The organism is Bradyrhizobium sp. Mp19 (assembly GCF_029952935.1).
In the GTDB taxonomy this organism is placed as follows: domain Bacteria; phylum Pseudomonadota; class Alphaproteobacteria; order Rhizobiales; family Xanthobacteraceae; genus Bradyrhizobium; species Bradyrhizobium elkanii.
Map to the genome: position 1 here is coordinate 1 of NZ_JASAUT010000088.1, position 24,103 is coordinate 24,103.

General features: G+C 58.3%; 17 protein-coding genes and 3 pseudogenes. 11 read left to right on the plus strand and 9 right to left on the minus strand.

Annotated features, from left to right (window positions below; all coding sequences use genetic code 11):
- Window positions 1-79: 79 nt before the first annotated feature.
- The 4 genes and pseudogenes from nolL to QJT82_RS42210 all read right to left on the minus strand — a co-directional run.
- Window positions 80-940, minus strand: a pseudogene (nolL, locus tag QJT82_RS42195) (nodulation factor fucose acetyltransferase NolL); the annotation flags it as partial.
- Window positions 941-2,023: 1,083 nt separating this feature from the next.
- The gene (locus QJT82_RS42200; protein ID WP_244436065.1) at window positions 2,024-4,285 is read right to left on the minus strand and encodes a hypothetical protein; all 2,262 of its coding nucleotides are present in this window, start codon (window positions 4,283-4,285) and stop codon (window positions 2,024-2,026) included.
- A 440-nt stretch (window positions 4,286-4,725) separates the two neighbouring features.
- The gene (locus QJT82_RS42205; RefSeq protein ID WP_051003352.1) at window positions 4,726-5,718 is read right to left on the minus strand and encodes a pectinesterase family protein; all 993 of its coding nucleotides are present in this window, start codon (window positions 5,716-5,718) and stop codon (window positions 4,726-4,728) included.
- 230 nt (window positions 5,719-5,948) lie between these two features.
- Entirely contained in the window at window positions 5,949-7,247 is a 1,299-nt protein-coding gene (locus QJT82_RS42210; protein WP_028344361.1) for a glycosyl hydrolase family 28 protein, read from the minus strand.
- Between the two features lie 506 nt (window positions 7,248-7,753).
- Between QJT82_RS42210 and QJT82_RS42215 the strand changes: the two genes are divergently transcribed.
- The gene (locus tag QJT82_RS42215) at window positions 7,754-8,542 is read left to right on the plus strand and encodes an NAD(P)-binding domain-containing protein (protein WP_281446702.1); all 789 of its coding nucleotides are present in this window, start codon (window positions 7,754-7,756) and stop codon (window positions 8,540-8,542) included.
- Window positions 8,543-9,196: 654 nt separating this feature from the next.
- On the opposite strand, the gene QJT82_RS42220 is transcribed toward QJT82_RS42215, so the two are convergent.
- Entirely contained in the window at window positions 9,197-9,976 is a 780-nt protein-coding gene (locus QJT82_RS42220) for a hypothetical protein (RefSeq protein ID WP_051003350.1), read from the minus strand.
- Between the two features lie 969 nt (window positions 9,977-10,945).
- Here QJT82_RS42220 and QJT82_RS42225 point away from each other — a divergent pair.
- Both QJT82_RS42225 and QJT82_RS42230 read left to right on the plus strand, forming a co-directional pair.
- Window positions 10,946-11,179, plus strand: a complete 234-nt coding sequence (locus QJT82_RS42225) for a hypothetical protein (RefSeq protein WP_155258794.1) — start codon at window positions 10,946-10,948, stop codon at window positions 11,177-11,179.
- Between the two features lie 240 nt (window positions 11,180-11,419).
- Window positions 11,420-11,743: a hypothetical protein gene (locus tag QJT82_RS42230; RefSeq protein WP_155258790.1), complete on the plus strand. Its 324-nt coding sequence runs from the start codon at window positions 11,420-11,422 to the stop codon at window positions 11,741-11,743.
- 859 nt (window positions 11,744-12,602) lie between these two features.
- Here the strand turns inward: QJT82_RS42230 and QJT82_RS42235 are convergent.
- A complete protein-coding gene (locus QJT82_RS42235) occupies window positions 12,603-13,511 on the minus strand; it encodes a hypothetical protein (protein WP_028344337.1) in 909 nt (302 codons plus the stop codon).
- Between the two features lie 1,166 nt (window positions 13,512-14,677).
- Between QJT82_RS42235 and QJT82_RS42240 the strand changes: the two genes are divergently transcribed.
- The 4 genes from QJT82_RS42240 (at window position 14,678) to QJT82_RS42255 (ending at window position 19,856) form a co-directional block, all read left to right on the plus strand.
- Window positions 14,678-15,166, plus strand: a complete 489-nt coding sequence (locus tag QJT82_RS42240; RefSeq protein ID WP_038373421.1) for a hemolysin-type calcium-binding protein — start codon at window positions 14,678-14,680, stop codon at window positions 15,164-15,166.
- Window positions 15,167-16,068: 902 nt separating this feature from the next.
- Window positions 16,069-16,422 carry a hypothetical protein gene (locus tag QJT82_RS42245; protein WP_155258791.1) on the plus strand — a complete coding sequence of 118 codons (354 nt, stop codon included), beginning with the start codon at window positions 16,069-16,071 and terminating at the stop codon, window positions 16,420-16,422.
- Between the two features lie 294 nt (window positions 16,423-16,716).
- The gene (locus QJT82_RS42250) at window positions 16,717-17,514 is read left to right on the plus strand and encodes a glycosyl hydrolase (protein ID WP_028344339.1); all 798 of its coding nucleotides are present in this window, start codon (window positions 16,717-16,719) and stop codon (window positions 17,512-17,514) included.
- Window positions 17,515-18,842: 1,328 nt separating this feature from the next.
- On the plus strand, window positions 18,843-19,856 hold the full coding sequence (locus QJT82_RS42255; RefSeq protein ID WP_075968327.1) for a hypothetical protein: 1,014 nt from the start codon (window positions 18,843-18,845) through the stop codon (window positions 19,854-19,856).
- 220 nt (window positions 19,857-20,076) lie between these two features.
- Here QJT82_RS42255 and QJT82_RS42260 read toward each other — a convergent pair whose 3' ends face one another.
- Entirely contained in the window at window positions 20,077-20,346 is a 270-nt protein-coding gene (locus QJT82_RS42260) for a hypothetical protein (RefSeq protein WP_145972842.1), read from the minus strand.
- Window positions 20,347-20,649: 303 nt separating this feature from the next.
- Window positions 20,650-20,954, minus strand: a pseudogene (locus QJT82_RS42265) (HipA domain-containing protein); the annotation flags it as partial.
- Window positions 20,955-21,097: 143 nt separating this feature from the next.
- Here QJT82_RS42265 and QJT82_RS42270 point away from each other — a divergent pair.
- Both QJT82_RS42270 and QJT82_RS42275 read left to right on the plus strand, forming a co-directional pair.
- Window positions 21,098-21,307 carry a hypothetical protein gene (locus QJT82_RS42270; RefSeq protein ID WP_075969274.1) on the plus strand — a complete coding sequence of 70 codons (210 nt, stop codon included), beginning with the start codon at window positions 21,098-21,100 and terminating at the stop codon, window positions 21,305-21,307.
- A 645-nt stretch (window positions 21,308-21,952) separates the two neighbouring features.
- Window positions 21,953-23,062: a Fic family protein gene (locus QJT82_RS42275; protein ID WP_016840785.1), complete on the plus strand. Its 1,110-nt coding sequence runs from the start codon at window positions 21,953-21,955 to the stop codon at window positions 23,060-23,062.
- A gap of 33 nt (window positions 23,063-23,095) precedes the next feature.
- Here QJT82_RS42275 and QJT82_RS42280 read toward each other — a convergent pair.
- Window positions 23,096-23,200, minus strand: a pseudogene (locus QJT82_RS42280) (IS5/IS1182 family transposase); the annotation flags it as partial.
- A gap of 85 nt (window positions 23,201-23,285) precedes the next feature.
- Between QJT82_RS42280 and QJT82_RS42285 the strand changes: the two are divergent.
- Complete coding sequence (locus tag QJT82_RS42285; RefSeq protein WP_063607131.1) at window positions 23,286-23,747, plus strand: transposase; 462 nt, start codon at window positions 23,286-23,288, stop codon at window positions 23,745-23,747.
- On the plus strand, window positions 23,744-24,070 hold the full coding sequence (gene tnpB / locus QJT82_RS42290; RefSeq protein ID WP_028344344.1) for an IS66 family insertion sequence element accessory protein TnpB: 327 nt from the start codon (window positions 23,744-23,746) through the stop codon (window positions 24,068-24,070). Before QJT82_RS42285 ends, tnpB begins: the two co-directional genes overlap by 4 nt.
- Window positions 24,071-24,103 lie beyond the last annotated feature (33 nt).

A 24,103-nucleotide genomic window follows, 5' to 3' on the forward strand; every position in this document is an offset into this window, starting at 1 on the left:
TCGTGAAAAACCAATCCACGAGGTCTTCCTAGCCGACCAGATCAGCCCTCAGGGCGTGGTCACCGGATGACGCTCACATTTCCACGGCGATAAAGCGGACCACTCGATTGGAGCGGCCAACTCTCCAGCATTGCCGGAAGAGCTCACTCATGATCGCTGAGGCCGCTGCTGAGCCAAAAAGCATCAGAAGCACGTCTTTTGCCGACTGCATATCTTTGACCAGGGCGAGATTGTTGTAGACGTAGGAGTCTTTGCGCCAGGCCAGAAAGCACACCAGTGCGGCTATTGAGGCAGACATGATCAAGAGCGGCTTGTAAGCGCCCGTTATGCTCGTCCACCAGTCTCTTGACTGCGCAAATGAGAATCCCAAGCAGAAGAACGGGTAAGTGTACTTTATGAGAGGAAATATGGAGAATGTCAGAGGTGCAAGTGCGACCTGGATGACCGATAAGAATAGGATCCAGGGCGACCAACGATTGAAGATCGAAAGAATTTTGACGAAAAGAAAACAAACGAGCGCGGCCCAGATGAACCAGTATGTGCCGGCGACATCGTTTAGAAGCTGTAAAATGTTGCCTGATGCGTCAGGGGCGCGGGGAAGCACGGCTAACTTTGCTGTCTCCAGGAGAGCGCACCAAAACAGCATGGACACCAAGAGCTGCATCGCCCGATCACCGACGGCTTGCATCAACGACTTTCGCAACAGCGCTCGGCAAGAAAGATATCCGCTTATCGCCATGAAGAGAGGCATGTCGAACATGTAGATCCATTTGAAGAATGGCGAATCCCAGAATCCTTCATCTCGGTAGAGGAGATATTGGATCAAGTGACCGACGATCACCAAAATGATGAGCACTGCTTTGTCGAAATCCAAAGCTAGATCGCGATCGTTTTCCTCTGGCGTACCAGGCAAAGTCGACCCAGTTACATTTCGCATCATCTCGACATCCCTTAATCCAACGAGCTGGAGATCCGTCTGACGTTGGGTAGCTGCCGCGACCAAGTACTGGCCGGAAGCTGCATCATCAGGTCGTCGGTGCCGCGCGGCAATCAGGATGGAAGTGCTTCCCAGCCAGATTGTCGCGCTATACGTCGGTCCATCATGCGCATCAATTTGGAGTTCCGAGCCGACATCAAAGACATCCCTGCCGGATGTCACAGGGCCACTCTCCGGAACGCTGCTTTGAAGCTAGCCGTTCAGGTCAGCTGGAATATCGGGTGCTGGTGAACCAGGCGTGCGAAGGTCGGCCGTGGCCTGGCGGCGCCCGAGAAGACACCACATCATGACGACTGTTCTTAAAGCCAAGTTTCATGAGATGCCGCGTTATACCGGAGCACGGGATGCCTGGTCCAAGAAAGAGATAGGCTGAGCAGCCGAACATCGGGATCCGGCGGCCAACCACTTAGTATGAAAAGCAACTGCTGCAGCTTTTGCTCCATGGAAATCGATCCGACCGATGATCGTGGAGGCAATTGCCATCGCAACTCTACGCTCCGATAGCTGGCTGCGCGCCAATGTTCAATTATATGGATGTGGGCGATCGTTATAAAGAAAGCGGGAACGAGCTATACGACGGTTTACCGATTTAAAGTGGTGCTACCTCACTTCGATCGGCTGCCAGACCGAGCAGTCACCTTGCTGGGTGTCCCGTCCGGAAAGAGTGTTTGCAACGCACTACGAGAATTTTGAACAGCGGCAATACCCAACTCGAGCATGAAGGCCTAAATATATGTAGGTTGCGCAGCAGGGCCTCCTTCCGAAAGTATTCGACCTTGCCATCACGATTAGCCAGCGTCAGCAAACCGACGTTTGTTGGCGAGCGTTCCTACATCCACCAGACGCTCGCGTCGTCCGCACTCCGGGCTGTGGGCGGTCGAAGTGGTTCGAACAGTTGCGCTTACTGAGCAACGGCTTCTAAGGCAAGATGATCGGCGGAAGATTTGTGAAAGCCTGAGGGATAGAGAAGGCCGCGTTCAAGCTGCGCCAACAAACAGGAGGCTAGACCGCTCAGGCGTGCCCATCTCAGTACTTCGAATGGATACATCGGCTGTCAAGGGCCGGGCTGTAGAACGCCTCGCGCGAGCTGCCCCGCCGAGCGCCTGAGATTGCCGTCCGCCTGCGCTCTTCAGCCACGTTCAGGATAGATGCGAACGCGCTGCGCCCCTCGCTTTCATCCAACTCGCCCCTGTAGGGCACACCGCGGATCTGGAAATAGGTTGGACGCCCAGCCTGCGGCATGATGCGTTCCCCCTGCAGGACGCGGACAAGGTAAGGCGGAAGGAACCGCTCGCGGTGCTCCCATCCGCCGCGGATCAGATACCCAAGGTCCCGTAGGCCCTCACGGGGTTGCTCGGCTTGGACGATCTGCGGTGGATGATGAAGCGGCTGGGATGGCCCAGCTTCATCAAGGTAGCTCGGGCGCGGATGATGGATCAGGCGGACATCCGTGCGCCCTCCTGGTCCGAATGTGGCCGAGTAGCGCTCACCGTTGATCATAAACTGACTTGGCCCGAACTGGTTTGGCAGCAGATTGATGTTGCCGAGGACGTCAACCAACACGTCCGAGGCCGCTTGGGAGCCGTGACGCCAATCCGAGCCAACGACGGCCCCAATATCCCGCAGTTCCTGGGCGCCCCCGGACGGTCCAGCGAATGACGGCGCTCTGCGAAATTCAGGTGCGGGCGCAGAGCGTGCATCGTCGTGCAAGTCGTGCGGTGTGGACGGATCCAAATCAACCAAGGGATCCAGACCGCTGTAGATGTTTGATGACCGAGGCCTCACCGACGATGGTGAGGCGGGTTCCTGCATCTGTTGCCCGAGCCAATCCCAGGCCCCTTGGCTTAGGCTGGCTGGAGTCGCAGGAAGCCCGTGCGGCAGATTGGGTTGCGGGAGCCAATAGGGCGCTTGCACAGGTGCGGCGGGTTGGAGAATCTGCTCGCTGGACCGATCCCAAGCCCCGGCGCTCGGGCTGGCCGATGTTGCGGGAAGCTGCTGCGACGAGCTGGCCTGCCAACCGTGGTGCGGCACTGCCAGTGATGAGGTGGGTCCGTGGATCTGCTCACCAAGCCAATCCCACGCTCCCGCACTCGGCGTGGCTGGCGTTGCCGGGACCTCCTGCGGCGAGTGCGCCTGTCGGGCGCCTTCGGCGACGGGCTGCCCCGCATCCTCGGCAGGGTGCAAGCCGAGGGCCCTGTTCGCCTCAAGGATTTGCTGGTAGCGGCCAAGCCTGAGCAAATCAGCTTTGATTTTGCCGTCTTCGGTTTCTTGCCTATACTCCGCGACATCCTGGTCGAGCCCGGAGGTGAAGAGCCGGCCGGCGATGGCCTGCTTATCGTGCTTTTGCAGCCATTCACTCAGCCTCGACATTCGGCGAGCCTGCCTGTCGATCGTCTTCGGCTCAACCCTGCGTGTCGCCTTTTCCGCCGCGGCCCACATGCCGATGAGGGTCGCGTCCGCGGAATGGGGAGCCAGGCGACGGAGATCGGCTGACAAGGTGTTTCCGGCGCCGACCTCACGAAGCTTTTTCAAGGCAGCTTTGATACGCCTTGCGCGGTCCGCTGCATAGGTGTCGACATCTTGGTCGAGCTCAGCTTCGAGCTGGTGGTTTTCCACCTCCGGATCTTCCAGTTGCGCATTTTCCATCTCGAGGCGAATGCGATCCGCAATTGAGGGCCTATCGTTGTCATTCAGGCGCGCGCTCAAAATGCGCAGGTCGGCTGCCGCATTTCTGATGGTGCCGTCGGTGAGGTTGCCGGCTGCGGTGCCGTCGGTGCGGTTGCGGACTGCTCTTTGTCTAAACTCTTTGATGAGCGCCTCGTCTTCCGGATCGACCCCGCGCGTCCGGCCCGGCTGTCTGGCGTAATCGACGCGAAAACTCGTCGAGGAAGCATCCGACTGCGCGGTCTCCCGCGAGGACTTGCTACTCCCTCCAAAGGCCTTGCCGACCCCCGACTTGAAGCGCGACCACAGTCCGCGGCTTTTACCGCTCCTGGCCTGAACCCCAGGCTCCGCGTCCGGCAAGCTGTAGCGCGCGCTGCTGAATAGATCATCGCGCAAACTGGACTGCGGCACTTGGGCCGGAGCATCAAGCTGAAAGCGGGGAATGTCTACGCTCCGCCGCGCATCGCCCCGCGCGCTGTCCCTAAAATCCGAGCGTGGCGGCACCCGCATCGAACCGCCGAGCTCGTCCCGTCGAACTGCCCCTCCCGCTCCTGCGGGAGTCTGGTCCGGCGAACTCGACTTTGCGGAACTCTCATCAGGCGAATCGAGCTGCAAATCTTCCATCCGCCGCTCAAAATCGCCTTGCTGGCTTGCGCTGCCCCCTTGCTGCCCCGCTCGCCCCTGTCGGGCGGCGTAGGCCTCCATCCAAGCGCCTGAATCGAAGAATGGGTCGACTGGATCCATCCTGCTCTCCTTGTGATGTATTGGCCCTGCGCAATCCACACGCTTGCACGGCCGCTAAGCGGCAGCTGTGAAGCGAGGTCAGATTTTGGATTTTTATGGGACCTAGCTTTCGAAAAGCTGACGAGAAGAATTCACAGCGGGCAATGGCGCTTGCGATGATCTCCTCTGAAGGGGCAGCAAGAAGCCGGCGTGGCGCGACGGCCGGGCCCTGCCCCAATTTCAGTTGCTGTCGACGGGACGCCCCAGCGCAAGGACGATCTCGTCCCCGCTATTGACCCGAGAGCCGCTTAAAGATGAGAAGACAGCCCGTAAGCGTTCCTCTATTCCGATCTGGAAGGTCCAGCGGATAGCCAATTTGTGGCACCTGCGAAGAACGTTTTCAGCGACCATTTCGCGGCTTCGCCATCGGTCAATTGGTGAGAATAAGGCTCGCGACCTGCGGGATTGGCCCCGACACCGGTGGATTTGTATTCAGCATAGTAGGCCGTCCTCAGCGAATTGGTCTTGCCCGGCGCCCATTCGCGCCAGCCTTCCGCGACCACCGGTGCATCCAACTTCGTCGATAGGAACACCACCGTTGCATAGGGGCGCCAGGGTCGGCCAAGCGCAACATCCCGCGCGGCGGAGTCGGCAGTCAGTATGCAATGCTCGAACACATAGGCACTGTCCTCGTCCGGCGCTGCCTTGCTCTGCGCGGTATAGACGACCGCCTGATTGGCGATACCGTGCAACTCACAGTGTCGGAAATAGGCCTTGGCATTGCCGAATATGAAATCGACGTGTCCCTCGATATAGCAATCCGAGAAGTATTGTCGCGACATTCGGCCGTTCTGCCCCTTACCGGCGAACAATGTGTCCTGGGCGCCGAGCAGGCGGACGCGGCTGATAATGTCTCTGTCTCCGGTAACGGACAGTGCGACGGCCTGCGAAGCTGGATTTGCCGAATTGAGCGCGTAATCGTTTTGGATCGTCAGGTTGTCGAGCCGGAAGTCATCGCCTGAGGCGTCCAGCGTAGCAGAACGGATGGTTCCTCCGACGTTGATCGCGCCGTCGCCGTACACAATGACTGTATCATCCGGCATCCTGCCGGAGCCTTTGATATGAACACCGGATTTGAAGACTTTGACCTTCTCGCGATAGATGCCCGGCGCGATCTGAATATCCCCACCTTGGGCCGGTAATGCGTCGATGGCGGCCTGCAGGGAGTGATAAGCTGCCCTCTCGGCATGCGAGACCAAAAGGGGTTGAGCACGGGCTGCCGAGATGCCGAAACATCCGGCCAGAACCGCAGCGAATAGCGCGAAAATCCGCATGTGATCTCACCTGTTATCGGGTTCGCTGCACGCTTGATGCAATCGGTGGAATGTGCCCCCGCGACCTGGCAGCCTAGTGTCAAACAACGTTTCCTACCGAACCGGAACTTACGCGCCCATAGGCGAACGTCCGATCGCGGTAACGCCTGTCCCCATTCGCAAGGCCAGCGAATCAAAACCGTATCAGGCAGACGCGACCGGTCTGAAGGTTCGGCACCGAGTTGTTGTGCTTACTGGTTACCGTCGCGGAATGCCCTGGCGCACCCCTCCCAATCGCGTGGCACCGGTTTCCTCACTTGCCCGGGTAGCGGCGGAGACACGTCAGAATGATCGGCTGTCACATTCGCATGTTCGAGCTGCCAAGTCGCGGAATCGGCAAATCGAACATCCTCTAGCGTCACGTCAAGCGCATGGCCCTCGTCAACCCCGCGCATCAGCAGCGCACCATTGTCGCCGCGCACATGGCGCAGAACGATCTGGCGATAGACTGGAATCCTACTGCCTTGGGCATGGGGATCGTACTTTGTATCGAACGCGACCGGCCATCGGTTGCCACGCAGACAAACATTCTCATAAGTCACGCGTTCGACCAGGCCGCCTCGGCTGACATCGCTCTTGATGCGCAGGCCAGACGTCGTGCCGTCCAAGGTCAGGTTGCTCACGAGTATGTCGCTGGCGCCGGAGTTCACCTCGCTGCCGATCGACATCCCATGTCCCCACCCGAAATAATTATCGGTGATGGAGATATGGCGAGTTGAACCATTATCGCCGGCTTTGATCGCTACGTTATCATCTCCAGTGCGGATGAAGCTGTGGATGATGGTCACATCCTGGCTGGCGCCTGGGTCGATGCCGTCGGTATTGCGGGCATCGGCCGGTGTATCGATCGTCAGACCCCAGACAGTGGCACCTTCGACCCGGTTCATCGCGACATGGAAATTGGGTGCATTGCGCAAGGTGACACCAGAAAGCGTGATGTCCTGCGCATGATCGATCTGAATCAAACGCGGAGCGTTCTGACTACCGCCCTCGGCTTGCGCGCGGCGGGCCAGCTGCCACCAGGTCTCGGCGCTGCCGACCATCGGCGCACCGCCCTGGCCATCGATGATGCCGTCGCCATAAATGCCGCCGCCGCGCGTTTTGGAGAAGCTGATGAACGGCCGGCAACCGTCGCCCTTACCTGCGATGCGGCCGCATTGTCCGCGGCCCTTGTCGTACGCAACTGGTTCCGGGATAGCCAAAAGCGTTGCACCGCGTCCAATCCATAAGGTTACACCTGATTTCATCTCGAGTGGATGCGACCGGAACTCGCCACGTCCGAGATAGACCGCAGCACCGGCGGGGCAATGGTCGATGGCATCCTGTAGCCGAGCCGTATCGTTGCTGCCAGACGGCACCGGGCGGTCGCAGACCGTATGAGGTGCAACGGGCTCTGCGACAATGCGGCGATCTTGCGCTTTTGCGCTGGGGCAGACAACCATGGTGGCAACGATGGACATCAGCGTCCATTCGCGAAAATGCTTTGTCATTAGCCTCGTCTCTTTGCCGCGAGCATCATCGCCGCTTCGTTGTCCTGAGCTGAGCGCTGACCAACCAGCCGCAGCTCACCTCACAGGCCAACGCAAGATGACATTTATAAGACGCAAAAAAGGCCTAGGCCTTGCGAGTTCACGCGATGAAGAATGAGCGTTCCGCAAGAGATCACACCTTGTGACCACATGCACTTGAGCGGCAGGTGCGAGGGCGCGTCTTCAATTGGCGTGCGACACTCGGTGAGGCGGCCCACCACCTTTACACGGCCTGCACACCAACGGCGTAGAGATGGTGAGCGGCTCTGATTATCCTAATCCACGCCAATTCCGGATTTATTGCTTTCTGTTCCCACAAGGCGGTGGCTGTCCGCCTGGGCTGCAATTCAGATGTGGCATGCATTGTGATTGATCTTGCGAGTGAGCGCGTGGTCCAAAATTGATGGCTGAGCGCGCGAGACCGGTGACGCAACGCAACCACTCTAATAACGATTAGGCGGGGACAGATGACACAAGGTTCACAAGCAACGATCATTGGCGCCGGACGCGTCGGGTTAAAGCTAGCCGAACTTCTCACAGCGTCTGGCGGACGAGTACGCTTCGTGGATCACAGGCCGGTGGCTGGAATAGATCAGAACCTGATCGTGAGCGATGCGATCCACCTGACGCTGGAGGCCGAATCCGCTATTGCGGAGTCCGATATTGTCGTTCTTTCTTTGCCGTTCACGGTAGCAGGAGCCGCGTTCGGATCCGCCTGTCGGCGGCTCAAAGGCGGCGCATTGTTGATCGAGACGCTTTCGGTCAAGACGAGACCGGCCTCCTGGGCGGCCAACTTACCTCGCGAGGTGGAATATCTTGGCCTCAATCCCCTGTTTAGCCCGGAGCTCGGTTGGGCAAATCGTCCGGTTGCGGTGATCGCGTATCGATCAGGGCCGCGGCTCGAAGTCTTTCTGCAGCTTTTACGACGCACGAATGCAAGCCTTGTCGCGCTCGATGCTGAAGCTCACGACCGACTTCTTGCGCAGCGTCAGCTGGCTGCGCATGCGCTGCTCCTGTCGCTTGCAAGCATCCTTCGCGACGAGAACACTGAATTTCCGTTAGAGGTCGGTCCGCCTCCCTATCACCTTCTCCTGGCGGGAGTCGGGCGCATGTTGTGCGGCAACCCCGAGACGTTTGCTGAGATTCAGACGGAGAATCCTTTTGCGGCGACAGTCCGCTTGCGTCTGATCGCGGAACTCGAGAGGCTAAGCGCGGGCGGCCAGGAAAAGTCGGATCGTAGCCATGTCGTTCTGTGAGCCAAGGAGTTGCCAGACATATTTGTCTTCCTAAGACCGCTTGGCCTCCGACTAAGTCGGATCGTAGCCATGTCGTTCTGTGAGCCAAGGAGTTGCCAGACATATTTGTCTTCCTAAGACCCGCTTGGCCTCCGACTTTGATTGAGATTGAAGATATAGGTATGATTGACGTTCCGACAGGGAAAGAAATCTCGATTTCCGGGCAACTCAGCAGCGTAGCCTTCTCTTTTCGTTTCCCGAGCGCTTTCTTTCAGTGATCAGCAAACTTCGCCGGTGCAGCTGGCGGCGGCCTGCGCGGCGATTTGACGTACGCGGTCGTCCGTGGCGCACCACTGCTGACCGTGATTTCGGTTAGGTGTCTTACCGCCGGGCAGACCTTCACAGGACATTTCTGCACCCTATTGCCTTACGTTTATCAAGTCGTGAAGCATTGGTTGTGCGACGCGTCTCCACGTGTCTAGCGTGTAGCCGATTCCTTAGCGCCGCGTCCAACCAATGAGATACGCCCGATTCATCTTGGGTAAATCCGACCGGAACGCGCCATGCGCGAGATTGACCGCAGGAGTAATACCGAAATCGTACTTCTCGATTGATAAACTTCCGCCTACCCACGGACCGCCCTTGGTGCCTCGCTAAAATCGTTCGGCTGTACCGCTACACTTCCCGACTGGAGTCCCTCCTCCCCCTCTCCATGTGCAAGGCGCTCCAAATCCTGAGGGCTCGCGGTGTGAGGCTGGTACCGGCAAGTTGTTTCCAGGACTTCCGCACCTCGATCCAGCGGCTTTTTCGAGCGGGCAAGGCATCAAGCATTTTTTTGGCAATCGGAGCCAGGTGCGCAGTTTCGGAGTTCGGGTCTCGCTTGGCATCTTCAAGAATCTTAAAAGCGGCCCTTTCGGACCGCGTCCAACCCGACTCGGTGAACCTACTCTCCGCGAAATACTCGAAACACGTGCGGAACGTCAAAGCGCGGCCAATGACCGTATGGTTTGGTAGTCCCGCTTGGCTCAGCCACCGCCGGAGATACCCACACCGCTCTCGGCTGCCATTTTCGGGAGGACCGCGAAATTCCAAGACCAAAAGCATCGCCATGCCAGCGATTTCGCGTCGTATCTCTTCATCCTGCTTTTCGAACCAATCCCGGATTAGCTGTAATGGCGTCGCCGGCGAATTCACGACCGGTGCCGCAGCGGTGCGGTGGAACGAGACCACGTTTTCCAGCGGGGGCATGCGCGGCCATGGCCTTCCATCTGCGTCCCACAAGACCCACCGCGCTGCAATCTTTTTTGCCTCTTCAGAAGACCTGGTTCGCCAAAGCTCCTTGAGCGCCTCGTTGACGTAATATGAGACGTCAGCTTTCAGGCCGCATGTACGTGCTATTGCTGCGAGGCGTCCGGCGTCAATGAGCCGCGCCGCGAAGTTATTCTCTGCGTTCATTTGCCGAGGCCCTTCATGTCCTTCCTAGCGCGCCCCGCTATTGGCTCTTCGGCGGCGTGATACGGGCCCGCCGGGAGCTACACCAGCAGGCTCCCTCTCCCGCCTAAGTTCCAGGGATCACCAACTTCAGTAGCCAGCCATCGCCTCAACTTGCGATCGTGGCCGTGCCCACGAGAGGGCGCCCTGTGCATTTCGGGGGCCTGCATTCTTCGTGCCACGGTAACAGTCCGCGATTCGTATTCGTTGGGTCCGCTTTGTTCGCTTTGCGACTCGGGCCCGTCTTGTTTCTTTCCACTCATGGACCATTCGTGGCAACTTCATGTGCCGCCGAGAGATCATCGATTGCGCAAGCGCTTTTTCAGCAAATTCAGACCGGATGAAGGCTAGGCTTCGTGCCGTGTCATCGACGCCGTTTGAATCGGCGTCGTTGCGACGAGTGGGCCGTCAGATCTCGGCTTCACTTCGGGGGACATGCGACCAAGGCCACGTGTTGCGTCAGGGAGCATGCTTTCTCCCGGTTCGCTCTGCCGGAGGATGCCGCAGATACCCCAGCATCTTCAGGCAGAGTAACCCGTTCTTTCGAGGCAGAGCCCACTCTAGATATACGTGAGCGCGTCACGCGCGATATGCCACCCGCTCAACCTGGTTCGCTGACAAGGCCACCGCTCAGCTTCGCATGGAGCTTATCCAGCAGAGCATCTGCGCTTTTGTTGATCCTCCGGTCGATCGGGTCGATTTTCAGATCTGCCATCTGATACACATGGAGGCAGACAGATGTCGACGCCGGCCAGTGCGAAGTGCCCAACCGCCAGCATTTTCTACAAGGACGTGTGCACTCATGGTCCTAAGACACCGCGGATCGTTCCCAAACGAAGGGCCCCCGCCGGATACGAGGGCCCTTACAGAACTTGGAGGAGGAGAAGACTCCAAGCCCTATGTTGGCGACTGCAAACCTGAAGACGATACCCATTGATCGATGTCAGCTGCGATCTCCGCCCTCCGCGCACGCTTCAGCAGCTGGTCGCGCTCGACGCCTGGCGGAAGCCGCGCTGCCTTGTGGAAGATATCGTCGGCAAACGCATTGAGCCGGTCCTGCAGCGATGTGGTTTGCTTCGCTCTATTTCTGGTTTTCTTCATAAGGTGCTCCGTATTTTCTCGGGAGCGTTGAAGGCTCACCTTTGCGATGAGCGTATGAAGTTATGATGATCGTTTCCACAACCTAGGTTACGACCGCGATAATCCTTTGAGCGAACTCGCGCGAAGAAGACTTCGGAGGTCATGTCCGCGGCATTCGATTCCGCCTGTAACAACAAGCTCAACCCAGGTCGCTTTGGGTTTCTTGAGCGGCTTACTCAATTTACTTTTTGAACTAATTACACTGTCCAGCGCCTTGCGAATCTTGCTTGACGTCGTCTGATTTCAACCGGGCGCGACTTTGCCCATGTGGACCAGTTCATTGCCCTCCTGTTTTCCGAGATTTGGCGCGACGACACTCGTGGGGCCTTTGATAAACCCGATAACCGGAAACTCGCCTCGCCGGACGGCCTTCGCCGTCAGCCAGGCTTCCTTGCGGTCGGAGCGGTACGGCGCGTCCATCTTCTTCGAGATAATGCCCGCTTATTGAACTTCGCCGCGTGTTCGAACAGCTTCTGTCCATCACCCCTCGACATCTCACTGAAAAGAAACCGGCGGTTCGAGCTGGCAGGTGTCGAAGAGCCCCTGCAACATGGCCTTGCGCTCGATCTGCGCGTCTTCCGCAAGTCCTAGGCGTGCAGCCACAGGAGGCCGAAGTCGGAGTAGAGTAAACGATCTTGGCTGCCCCGGGCGAGCTACGGCCTGCAAATCGCTGCAATTAGTCCGCCCCTCATGGACGACCGCTACTTCGCCATCAACGATGGCCTGGCCGGGAACGTCGAACGCCGGGGCGATGAGCGAGAACCCTTCGTCCAGTTGAGACCGTTACTCGTGGAAGCTTTAGCCCTTTCGCTCCGAGAGCGCTGCGCCGGAGAAAGGAACAGCGGCGACAACATCGCGCATCAACGAGATGATCGACGGCTCATTATTCGATTGGCTTGACGCGGAAGCTTATCGCCCGCCGGGCCTCGGTGCGTGGGCGAAGGACAGAAACGTTGATCGATCGTCACGAGCGGATACAGCAGGCCGCCGGCGCGTCCAAACTACTGTTGGCAGCCTTAGGTGTAGTCGCGAATTCACTCTTTTTCCCACCAACTTCGGGCTGGAACTAGTGCATCCGGCCGATCGGAGCCCATAACAAGAGGGTACGTGTTCTGTGTCTCTTGCCTCGAACTGGATGGCCCACAGGTGTAGATGTGATGCCGGGGCCGAGCCCGATCGCCGAACCGCTATCCGCCGAGAGCAATGGCGGCCTACTCGGGACTAACTCCACCAGCGAACACGCCACCGGCGGGCACTGATGGTACAATGTGTCGAAAGCCTCGCGCGACGGCGACGACTATCGCGTCACGCCGAGAAGTCGTTCACCACGAGCTCCGGGCCAGGCCGACTATTACATCGTGCAGACGCGCCCCCCCGCGCGCCAAGGACCAGGCCGACATCATCTCTTTCGAGATCGGCAGGACAAATGTTCCTGCCGGATCCTCCCCACTCATCCTTCCGTCTCCGGCTTCTTGTATGGATTCGGTTCGCTAGCGGTCCGATAGTCATCCAGATTGCCGCCCAGGAACAGTACCTCGCGCTCCTCGATTGGCGTATCGCTCACCCATGCCAGATCGGGTTCATCATTCTCAGTCCCGTCCTCAAGTATCTCGACGATCTGTTCGGACGTCCAGGTAGCGGCCCTCGGCACCGTGTAGGTGTGCAACTCGTTCGCATTTTCCGCGATCGCTTTCGCGCCATACTCGTTGGCATCGTCCGGCGAAAGCAGCAGTCGCGAAGCGTCCTCGGACAGTGACACAAAGGGCGAAAAATTTGTGTCTCCCCTCATGTGCCCTGCCGCCGTGCGACCCAGATCAAGTCGTTGCCCTCCCCAAATGTTCCAAGGGGCGTGCTCGTAACGCAAAGACGCCATGAAACGCAAATGGTCCGTCGCGCTCTGATGCTCCAACGCATGCGGCTTGCAATGGGCGGCGTCGTCTTGAAAACGTTGCAGCTGCGCATACGACGATGCCACCCTGTCATCGAAAATGCGGCTGCGATCGACACTGCCGGCTGACGGCCCAGTCGTAGTTGGCCACTTCGCCGCTTGTTGCGCAGCCAGTTCGATCTCCCGTCCGAGCGCCCCGACGTTTGCACAGGTCAGCGTTGCGGCTAGTTGAGCGCGCGTTCTGACAAAGGATTCGGCCGCGCACCTTTCGCTACCTTGGATAGCCCGCGCTCGCTTATTGCCGTCCGTCACAATCCCGGATGATCCAGCCTCCAGTGGAGCTGCTGTTTGGTGAATTGGCTCAATCTGTCCAAGTTGCTGCTGAAAGTCTGCTTGCCCTGCCTCTTCGTGCTGCGGCTCGACGAAGCACGTGCGAGCGGCGGATGGGTTGATATTGTTAGATGGATCCATTTCATTCTCCCTTGACAGCCTTACCGCCAAATACGCAAACTGTCCCTACGCTATAATTGCGGGAACACCCGGCTGGTGCTCAGATCTGATCGCGCAGGACGCGATTGAGCAGAGAACATCGCGGCAAGTTACGAATGCTTGTGTTCTCTTTCTGCCAATTCTCTTCAGCTGCACCATCGCGCTGTGGAGTTTCGGCCGGTTTGCATCGGTATGGTCGAAAGTTAAACCCACTCCCGCTGGTCGGGCGGAGTTAGGGTAGCAGCAAACGTGCTGTTTCCGGGAAGGTGCGCGCTCTCGTAAATGCAGCCGCCGAGATATAATGCCGAGCGGACGCACCTGGAATTCGTTCTCGGAGGCTACTTTCATAATCATGGCCGCGCGCGATCGAGCAAGGCGTGTCTGCGGTCTGACGGCGCGGCATTCTCGCCACGTGCGGTTGCAATCTATCAGGCGCTGCTCGAAGCTCGAATGCTCCCGGGTGCATAGCGTAGTGCGTCCGCGAGACGTCTGGACCATCCAACGGTTTTGTCTTCAGGTCGGACCATCCCAATCCGTCAGTTTGACGTCGCTTTGCAGGGACAAAATACTTCCACGTTTCCCGTCTAGCCGATTTAGCTGTCGAGAAGCTGACGCGCCCCCTCACTGCTAGGTGCGACTCATGGAAGCGTGCGCCGCATGGCGAACGGCATTACAAAAACGGACAATCAAAGCACCAGAACTTCTCGATCTTTGATGGTCTGGAATTGCGGCACTTCCGGTGCTGCCGCTAGAATGATTTGGTGCGCTGGACCGCCAACAGAAACCATCCTCGCAAAAGTCCAGTCTGCCACGTGGAGAGAACAGCGCCCAAGCATGAACTTGCCTGTTTGCCAATAGTGCCGGTCTACGTGATCAAGCCTTCGCCGCTTACCCGGATAGGACCGGTGTTGTCCTGTACACCTGCCTGGACCGACCTCGCTATTTCGCGTATTAATCTGTTCATGCGGCATTAGAAGTGTGAGCCGCTAGGCTATCGAAACCACTTGCACAACGGCTCGCCATTGCATGACGTGTTGCAACGGCATGGCCAAGTCAGGTTTTCGTCAGATCCGATGTGTATGTCCATCAGCGCGAGCCTGATCACTTCCGCGACGGCTCCCCTGGCAAACACGACGAAGGAATATGACATGGCATTCCGTGGTACGAACACCAACGATCACATCGTTGGGACTGCTGATAGCGACTTTATTCAGGGTCTAGGCGGGAACGATTTGATCTCCGGCGGTGGGGGCGATGATGAGCTGGAAGGAAATCAGGGAGCCGACACAATCCATGGTGGTGCAGGCGACGATTTTCTGTACGGCGGTCAGGGCAACGATGTTCTGTTCGGCAATCAGGGCAACGACAACTTCATGTTCACGAGTGGGAACGGCAAGGATTTCGTGATGGACTTCACGGTGGGAGATAAACTGAATATTGAGGACGGGATCAATCACACCGGCATTCATACGCTTGCCGATCTTGCCAGTCACATCAAGGCGGCTGGCCCTGATACCACGGTCGTTGATCTCGGAGAGGGCAATTCGATCACGCTCTCACATGTGAATGCCGACGATGTTCTGCATCACCCGGACAATTATTTCTCAATCACGCATATCACCGATCAGCCCACCTGATCCTCGCGGCTGTCCTTGTCGGCCGAACATGGCGCACAGGCACGGCGATCGCGTTGGCACACCATCCCGCCGGCGGCGACCGCCGTCGCCCTCGGCCAGACGGTCAAACATTTCCCAATGAGCAGAAATACGGCGATCCGGGCTGATCGCCACGAATCCGCAGAGTAGCATGTAGACAGTAGACCCTATCGAGTGCGCCGATAGCGTTCCGGCACCGGATCAATGCAGTGGCGCTGGAACCAAGCGACATCTCGTGGCCATGCGAACGGTTTGACCCAAGGTGGCGCTCGCCGGCGCGGCAACGTCTGCCGCTCAGCAAAGCCGCTACGCAGGGCTGGATCTCTTTCGTTGTTGCACATGATCGCTATCCCGTTCAGGCCTCGCGGAATTGCGCAGTGTCGAGAACACTAAGGGCGAATCGTACAAGCCGACTGCTCAGAGCTTGCGTCATGGCAGAACCGCGCGAGTGGCACGCCAGCGGGCTTGATCTGGACTGCCCGCTCCGCACCTTACTGTGAATGTCGATCACGAACGCATTGGCACCGGACGAGAGCGACTGTGGCAATGCAAAGCCCTTCAACAGTAGCGCGCGGCACAGCATACGCCTAATGTCTTCACCCTCCATCACAGCCTGCAAGGCGGCCTTCGCCGGAGCGACACCGATAATCTGTTTGAGGCACCAGATTTTCGCCAGATCATCGAGCGCATGAACGGAGCCAGGGCTTCTGCTTTTAGCGGATGTGTGATCCTGGCCCCACCAAAATTGCGGCGTCACGTATCGTGGGTTCACGGCCGAACACTCGCTTCTAAAGACGATATGTTCAATCTGTTTGCCCCCCCGCGGGTTCATTTCGTTCGGCGCGAGCGGCTATCTCAGCCTGATCGCCGGCGGCGAGCCAATCATGATTAGCCAGCTCGACTACGAGAGTGGAACGGATAGATTGCGCTTCTGGGGAGGCATTGCCGCGGGTTACCCGTTCCTTGCTCTTTTCTCCGAACGAGTTCGGCTGATTGCCGAAAAGGCGCGGCTAACTCAAGACTTTCCCCATGCAGCCCGACGACTTCGCATCGCATTCCGATTCGAAAGTTGCTTCTGCGCCGCGCTCTTTCCACCTTCGGCTTACCGCTACATTTGCGCCGGTAGCTACCCCGCCTCGATTATCCCTTTCGGTCGAATGAAGACTGAGAACCATAAGGATGTCGACCGGTTATTTAAATTGGAAGCAGCCACCAAATTTGCAAGCTCCGGCAAATGAAATGCGTGCTGCCACTCCTTGTTTGACGTTCGCTCCAAGTATGTTCGGACGAGGCTGGTCACTCGAATGGAGCGTTCTCTCTGTCTCAGTCCGGCGGCTGGCATCCGAGACGAAAAACCGGGACGAAGTTAACTTTTTCGTCTCAGGCTCGTCAGCTTCTCGAAAGCCAACCCTCCTAGCATTCGAGCCTAGCCTCTTGATATCGATGCCGCCTGCGACTGAACCGGCCAGAACCTAGGGTACGTGTTCAGCCAATGGCGGGAGACTTTGTTCTCAAAACAGATAGGAGACGCTGTGGAGACCAATCGGATAAGTGCTGCGGGGTCGCCAGGGACCCCAACGGGAAAGATCCAAACACAGGCGGATCATGACCGATTTACGCAGATCTTGAATGAAGCCAGGCCATCTGCTGCCGCGCCAGGGTCGGCGAAAGCTCCGATTTGGAAGTCGAGCGCTCCATATGGGAGCTTTTCACTCGGCATCCACTCTTGGAACAACGACGTATGGGGGGCGGGCGCTGGGCCTCAGACGATTTCAGTGAGCGCCGCCAATCAGTGGGACGTGTGGTCGAACCAGCCGAACACTCCTGGCATCAAGAGCTATCCGCACGAGACTTTCAACGTCGGAAAGCCGCTCAGCTCCATCAAGAGTTTGACCTCGAGCTTCAACCAGCAAGTGCCTGGCGGCGGCGCTTGGGACACCGCCTATGATATTTGGGACGCCTCAAACGAGCACGAGATCATGCTCTGGACAAACTACACCGGAAATCCCGACGGTGGCGGCAACGTCAAGCCAATCTCGTATCATTACGCCCCTTCGGGGGCCGCGATCCCGGTCTACAGCAATGTCAAAATAGGTGGAGCGACCTGGAACGTGTTTGAAGGCTTCAACGGTCACAAGGTCATCTCACTGCTACCCACCTCGAAGACCAACAACGGCACGGTGGACATCAAGAGTGCCCTGGAGTGGATCAAGTCGAAGGGCTACTTTGGCGACATAAAGGTTGGTAGCGTCCAATATGGTGTCGAGATTACCTCGTCCCCAGGAGGAATGAACTTCAATTTCAACAACTGGGCGGTGACCTCGAAGTGAATGCCCACGAGCTGTGAGCTGGCCTGCAGTCATGCCATTGAGCCGCGCCGACTGACGGGCTCAGCTTGCCGCTTACTTTTGAAAGGTCCGACTCCAGTGACACATCCACCAGAGATGCCAGAACGGAACAGACTCTGGCACAGTTGCCACATCGGTCAACGAGCTTCTGCCCCAACAGCTGCACCAAGAGCAGCACCAGCGGCACGACATTGGGGCCAAACTTCAATGCCGTAGCCAAACAAAGGTCCGACATAGACTTCGGCGGCGACGAGCCTGGGCGAGCCCGCAACACTGCTGCGGACAACGAAGATGCAGAATGTCGATCCATCGCTTGGTTAGCTGTAACGCTTCAGCGTATCGCTTATGGCTCGCAGGGCAGCGGGACGCGCTCATGCGCTGGAACCACGCTGCCTGGTGGCGTCTTCTCACCGCTTACAAAAGAAGGGTCGCCCACGTTGCCGCAAGCGACCCAAGTCTAGGGAGGAACGCCCAAGGAGGGCAGCGATAGCGGGGTGCTACCGCGCATCCTGAAAATAAGACCATCGTATCGGCGGCTCAATTGAACGTAGGGAAACGCCGGGCATCTAAAGGGGGCATGGAATGATACGAAGGTATATGGTGCCCGCTGGTGAAGCCGGCCACCTCTGCACTAGGCGCAGGCTGTCATTGCCTATGCATCACATTGAGCAGCGGCCAGAACTTGGTCACCGAGCCGTGGCTGGCTTGCCTTGCATTGTTCAAACTACATCGGTGAGGAATTCGCGATGAAGCTGCCCCTGGACTTAATCCCGTTACCTCCGCAGGACAGCCAAGCCCGAGGCCGCGCTTATCCTCGTCGGTCAAAGAGCTTGCTGAACGACTGGTGTGGAATGATGCCATCGGGAGGTGACGACCAACCGATTCCTAACCGGGGCTGCCTCCTCCACCTAGGCCATAGCAACATGGACCCACAGTCGCCGAGCCCGCCGCCAGATCGGGCCCTCGTCGAGATCAAGCCGATTGTACATCCATCAGAGATCAACTCGCTTCAGGCCCCAGCGCAAGGTGTTTCTTGCCAAGCCGGGCAGCAGCACGTTTCGTCGTCGGCGGCGGTCAATTGGCGTCGTTTGATTGACAGAGCTTGACAATAGCGAGAGCACCCTCCCCCCGAGAGTCGACCGCAATTACGTCATCGTGTTCAACGAGCGCAAATTCCTTGACGTTGGTTCGATCTGTAAATCGACGTCACACCGATGACAATCGGGAGGAAGAAAGCGGGATAGAAATATGCACGGCGAGTCATTGCCCCGAAAATGGGACATCTGATACGGAACGGCGAGAGACGACAAGTGAATGATCACATAGGTTTCCAGAGTTCCTTGCATAACGACGCCGCCGACCTGCTGCCCGATGAGGGCGCTCGGCATCGTTTTGAGGCGATCGTGGATCGTGCAGCGGATGCGCGTTCAACGTGGTTGCCGGTTGAGGAGCAGATGCGCGCAACTCGTGCCGAGCTTCATCGCGTCGAGAGCCACCGCCAACAGCTGATATTGACTCGCAGCGCCCATCGTCCCGGCGCGGACAAGGAGGACAAGCAAGGCCGTGACCTCGACAAGCAAGCCAGCGAGCTGACCGAAAAGTTGCGTCGCCTCATCGCTCGAGAGGCGACCGCTGCTGCCCGCATGCGGAACTGCGGGATCCTGGCATCCCGCTGCCGGGCCTTTCTGGCTCCCGGTGGCCTGCCGTCGCCCGCGCGCCTTGCCTCCGTCTCTCCAATCGCGCTGTCGGAGATTCTAGAGCGAGGCGAGCGGACCATTGACGCACTCGAGCGTCTGCGCCTGCGCATCCGCGAGCTCGAAGCCCACGCCCACCAGATCCGCAGTGCGCCATTTCCCAGTGAGGCGAAGAAGCGAGACGCCGCGGCGCTGATCGCACGACTGGCGGAACGTGGGGCGCCATCTATATCGGCCATGATTGATGACAACGCGAGCGAGATCGCATGGCCTTACACCCTCCAGAAACACAATCTGATTGCTGTCGTCCCCGATGCGAACACGCGGGTTGTGGGCACTGCATCTGGGCAGGTTCCCGATGTGATTGGGCTGCTTTGTTGGGCCCTTCGTGACACTCTGACCGAAAAGGTGAACGAACTGATCGAGACGAACAGTGACGATACCGCCGCGCTCCCCGCGGATGAGCGTGAAAAGCAGCTGGCCCAAATCGAAGCCGACAAACTGATGACCGAACGCAAAGAGGCCGCCCTAGTACAGGCCGCGCAGGCTGCGGGCGAGGCCGTCGAACACCGCCACGACATCAGCGTTCTGGCCGCGCTCCAGCTCGAGCTGGTCACGCAGTCACGATGAGGTCTGCGACTGCCCTCGGCGGGCATTCCGGCTGCTCGCGGCACTCCCTCTCGGCGCAATCGTCTCCACGACCAACATCCCCGACCACCTGCTTTCATTGCGAAAGTGACGGCAGAAATGGCGCTCTGCTGCGCAAGGAGAACGAACGGCTGCGCATGGAGCGAGACATTTTAAGAGGTTGATTGCGATTTTTGCCGGAAGCCGGACGTGAGCTTCCGCTCTATCGAGGACCATCGCGACGCCTATTGATCTCAGCCTGGCGCCCTTCGTCGGCGTTGACGACCGTGCCTTTGGCGATCCCGGCCTTGATGAAAGCGGCGGCCTGCCTCTCGGAACCGAACGGGCGGGACCGAATTGCCGCCGCGCTCGCGGATGGCGATCTTGCCCTTGCCGTTCTGGTTGCGGGTAACGCGGCGGTCAACGCGATCCTCTTGAGGTTGGCGGGCTTCACGTTGCCGAAATAGCGAGCCGCCTCTTGGTTGGCCTGCATGAACGCTCCGACATGCGCCGGATCAATCATCAGGAGGCGTACAGCCTCGACAGCGCTTGCACAATCAGGCTGAGAAGTATTCAGCCGCCGCCGTCCACCTCAGCAACCTTACCTTCGCCGCCCACGATATCGGCCCGCGGATAGCCTTGAAAGCCGTCTCGGCTTCCGCGTCAGTCATGCGGAAACACCTGAGCTAAGCTCAGGGTCGTAATTGTCGCGGCCAGTGGCTGCCGTCCAAAGATCCTGAGCGAAATCTTCGATGTGAATTCGGGTACCTTTGGGTCCACGGTCGAAATCGCTTCACCAGCAAGACTTGCCGGTCGACAATGTGTTGAATTCTTCGGGAATTCCTTCGAAATCGGATTTTCGACAAGCTCGCGTTCCGGCACGTCCATTCCGAGGATTTCGGACAGCGCCAGAACGGCGAACTCGTTTTCCGACAATCCGACAAGATTGGGCGAAGGGAATTTTGCGATGTACTGACCTTGCTCGTCGCCGATGGGCAAACTCAGTCCGCCACCCCTGCCCGTATTTTTCATCACGGAGAGCTTCATCTGAACTCCCGCCAAGGAAGACCGCGCTTTTATCTCACGTGGACTGTCTTGAACGGCTAGGAAATCAGACGTCCTGCGTTGAGGGGTCAGAAATCGCAAGGATTTGCCAACCATGGATGCTTTCAGGGCCGGCCGCTAACCAATCGAAAATCGATCCGCCTCATGTTCGCGCTGTAAGCTGAATGGGCAAATCAAACATGACAGGATCGGCAATTCTGGAAAACGTGCGTCGCTACCGCGCAATAGCTTCGCTGTGCCGTCAAGCCGCAGCATTCCGCCCACTCCAGCGAGTCTCATTGCTGACGCAGGCCGACGAATGGGAGCAGAGAGCGGTTAGTGAGATCGAAGAATACTTTGATGCCCAAGACTCTCCGATACCCGCCCAGCCCTCAGGCAACGTCAATTGAGCGAGAGCTTAGTTAAGAAAGCGCATACGCTTGGCCCACCCCTACCCTTCAAGACAAGGCCGGACTGCTGATGAAGCCCCGCAACGATCCACTGATGGACCTTCTCCGAAAAATGCAGCCGGCCCATCAGTTCGGGGAATCTCGCGGCGATTGACCTCCGTGCGAACATAGGACTCGCTGCATTTACCTTTGTAGCCGGTGCAGTGAAAATAGATGTAGCGCCCCTTGTGGGGCTCACCGACGAAGACACAGCCGCAGTGTCCGCAATTATAAGCCCTGAGAAGGGAAAGTCTCTTGGACCACGCCGAAGCTTGGTGGTATTACGCTTGTCCAGGACAGCCCGAGCCCGCTCGCGAGGTATCATCGTTCATGAAAATCCCGTGGATTTATTGCGGCGCCTCGGGAATGACCCAACTCAACCTAAGACTGCCTGATAAGACCTCCATCCACTAATGTGGAATAAAATCGTTCCATTTCAGTGTTTGTGGAGCAATGACTTGCCAAGGATCATCTTTTAGGTTCAGGCGCAAGTCTTTGATTTTATTGATATTGCGGAGAATATTACCCTTATTCTCCGCATTTTATGCGTAGAATGTTATTGCGTTGTCAGGAACAAGGTGCATATTCTCCGCATGAGTGCGGTGAATGGCGACTTATATCCACGAACTGAAAGACTGGCCGAAATTTACCTGGAACAGCTCAAAGCTGGCCCAGAAGCTGGGAGCTGTCCGTAACCGGCAGGGTCGTCTCACCGGTCGCATGGAAGAGCTCGGCTTTCGGCTGCGAACCGAAGCCAATCTTGAGGCCCTTACCGAGGAAGTCACCAAGTCGAGCGAGATCGAGGGCGAGGTTCTGAGCCGCGATCAGGTGCGATCATCGCTTGCGCGCCGCCTGGGTGTCGATATCGGCGCCTTTACGCCCGTCGAGCGCAATGTCGAGGGCATCGTTGAGATGATGCTGGACGCCACCGGCAGATATGAGGCTCCCCTCACCTCTGACCGTCTCTTTGGCTGGCATGCCGCCTTGTTTCCGACGGGCCGCAGCGGCATGACGAAGATCGCCGTCGGGAACTGGCGCACGGAGGATACGGGGCCGATGCAGGTTGTCTCGGGGCCAATCGGACGCGAGCGCGTTCACTATGAAGCTCCCAAAGCTGGTTTGCTTCCTGACGAGATGAAAGCCTTCATCGGCTGGTTCAACGGTACGCAGGACATCGATCCAGTTATCAAGGCTGCCGTGGCGCATCTGTGGTTCGTTACCATCCATCCGCTCGAAGATGGCAATGGTCGTATCGCCCGCGCGATTTCCGACATGGCGCTGGCGCGATCAGAGAACAGTTCACAGCGCTTCTACAGCATGTCAGCGCAGATCCGGCAGGAGCGGAACGCCTATTACGATCTCCTCGAAGCCACGCAGAAAGGCGATCTCGACATCACGGTATGGCTGGAGTGGTTTCTGGACTGTCTTGACCGGGCCTTTGATCGCGCCGACACCATCCTCGCCTCGGTTCTACGGAAAGCCCACTTCTGGAAGAAGCAAGCGAACCAGAAATTTAACGACCGACAGCGGGCGATGATTGAGCGTTTGTTCGAGGGCTTTGAAGGCAAGCTCACATCTTCGAAATGGGCACAGCTTACCAAATCATCGCAGGATACAGCCCTGCGGGACATCGATGATCTCGTTGCCAGGGGCGTTTTGGTGAAAGACGCGCCCGGCGGGCGTAGCACGAGCTATTCATTGATTGACGAAGTCTGAACACATCAGCGACCTAAGAGTCTGACTCAAAATTCATGACTTGACGTTGGCCGATCTGGCGACGCGGCGGACCAGTTGTCGAGTTGACGCAATAAGGAGCCATGCTTCAGCCGAGGTGACGGAGGCCTCCCAATCTTTGTAACCGGCATGAGGCCCCCACCTAGTCATCCCTCGGCTTGCGCGCGATACAGCCTGGTATGAGCGGATCGATGGAGGTGGAACGATGGCAAATGCCATGCTTGATGCCAGGCAGGAAGGTGACTCTTATCGTCGCGTCGAGGTGATCACTGGGGAGCGCCGGCGGCGACGGTGGACGAACGAGGAGAAGGCCCGGATCGCGGCGGAGAGCTTTGAGGAGGGTGCGAACATCTCCGAGGTGGCGCGGCGCAATGGCGTTTCCCGCGGACTGCTCACGGTGTGGAGACGCCAGGTAGCGGCGGCGGTGGCCGGCAAAGCCCAGAACTTCGTGCCGATCCAAATTGGTGCTGAGAGCGGCGGCGGAACGGCTGACGAGTCCGGGTGTATTTCGTCGGCACAGACGAGGCCTTTGGAGATCACCGCGCCGCCGGTCAAGGCCTGCGGAGTGATCGAGATCGAGGTGAACGGGGCGCGCATCCGCGTCGAGCCGGGCGTGGAGCTGGCGACGCTTGCGACGGTGCTGTCGGCGCTTCGAGGGATCCGGTGATTGCGCTACGGTCAGACCTCAAGGTGGTGCTGGCGGCCCAGCCGGTCGACTTTCGCAAGTCGGTGCACACGCTGTCGGCACTGGTGAGCGAAGCACTGCGCGCGAGCCCGTATTGCGGCGACGTCTTCGTGTTCCGCAGCAAGCGCATGGACCGAGTGAAGCTTCTGGCGTGGGACGGCAGCGGCATGGTGCTGGTAACGAAGTGGTTGCACCAAGGACGTTTCACCTGGCCGCCGATCCGCGACGGCGTCGTGCATCTCAGTGCGACGCAGCTTGCGATGCTGCTCGAGGGCACATCGAAATATCCCCTCTGGGGAGTCTGACGAATCACCTGCCATCGAAGTTACAGTGTGCGA

What these genes read in the sequence shown, in the direction of transcription:
- QJT82_RS42285 (WP_063607131.1), top strand. Translation starts at nt 23,286, where the DNA reads ATGGCAAATGCCATGCTTGATGCCAGGCAGGAAGGTGACTCTTATCGT.
- QJT82_RS42260 (WP_145972842.1), bottom strand. Translation starts at nt 20,346, where the DNA reads ATGCAGGCCAACCAAGAGGCGGCTCGCTATTTCGGCAACGTGAAGCCC.
- QJT82_RS42275 (WP_016840785.1), top strand. Translation starts at nt 21,953, where the DNA reads ATGGCGACTTATATCCACGAACTGAAAGACTGGCCGAAATTTACCTGG.
- QJT82_RS42215 (WP_281446702.1), top strand. Translation starts at nt 7,754, where the DNA reads ATGACACAAGGTTCACAAGCAACGATCATTGGCGCCGGACGCGTCGGG.
- QJT82_RS42270 (WP_075969274.1), top strand. Translation starts at nt 21,098, where the DNA reads ATGACAGGATCGGCAATTCTGGAAAACGTGCGTCGCTACCGCGCAATA.
- QJT82_RS42235 (WP_028344337.1), bottom strand. Translation starts at nt 13,511, where the DNA reads ATGGATCCATCTAACAATATCAACCCATCCGCCGCTCGCACGTGCTTC.
- QJT82_RS42220 (WP_051003350.1), bottom strand. Translation starts at nt 9,976, where the DNA reads ATGAACGCAGAGAATAACTTCGCGGCGCGGCTCATTGACGCCGGACGC.
- QJT82_RS42200 (WP_244436065.1), bottom strand. Translation starts at nt 4,285, where the DNA reads ATGGAAGATTTGCAGCTCGATTCGCCTGATGAGAGTTCCGCAAAGTCG.
- QJT82_RS42205 (WP_051003352.1), bottom strand. Translation starts at nt 5,718, where the DNA reads ATGCGGATTTTCGCGCTATTCGCTGCGGTTCTGGCCGGATGTTTCGGC.
- QJT82_RS42210 (WP_028344361.1), bottom strand. Translation starts at nt 7,247, where the DNA reads ATGACAAAGCATTTTCGCGAATGGACGCTGATGTCCATCGTTGCCACC.
- QJT82_RS42240 (WP_038373421.1), top strand. Translation starts at nt 14,678, where the DNA reads ATGGCATTCCGTGGTACGAACACCAACGATCACATCGTTGGGACTGCT.
- QJT82_RS42245 (WP_155258791.1), top strand. Translation starts at nt 16,069, where the DNA reads ATGATTAGCCAGCTCGACTACGAGAGTGGAACGGATAGATTGCGCTTC.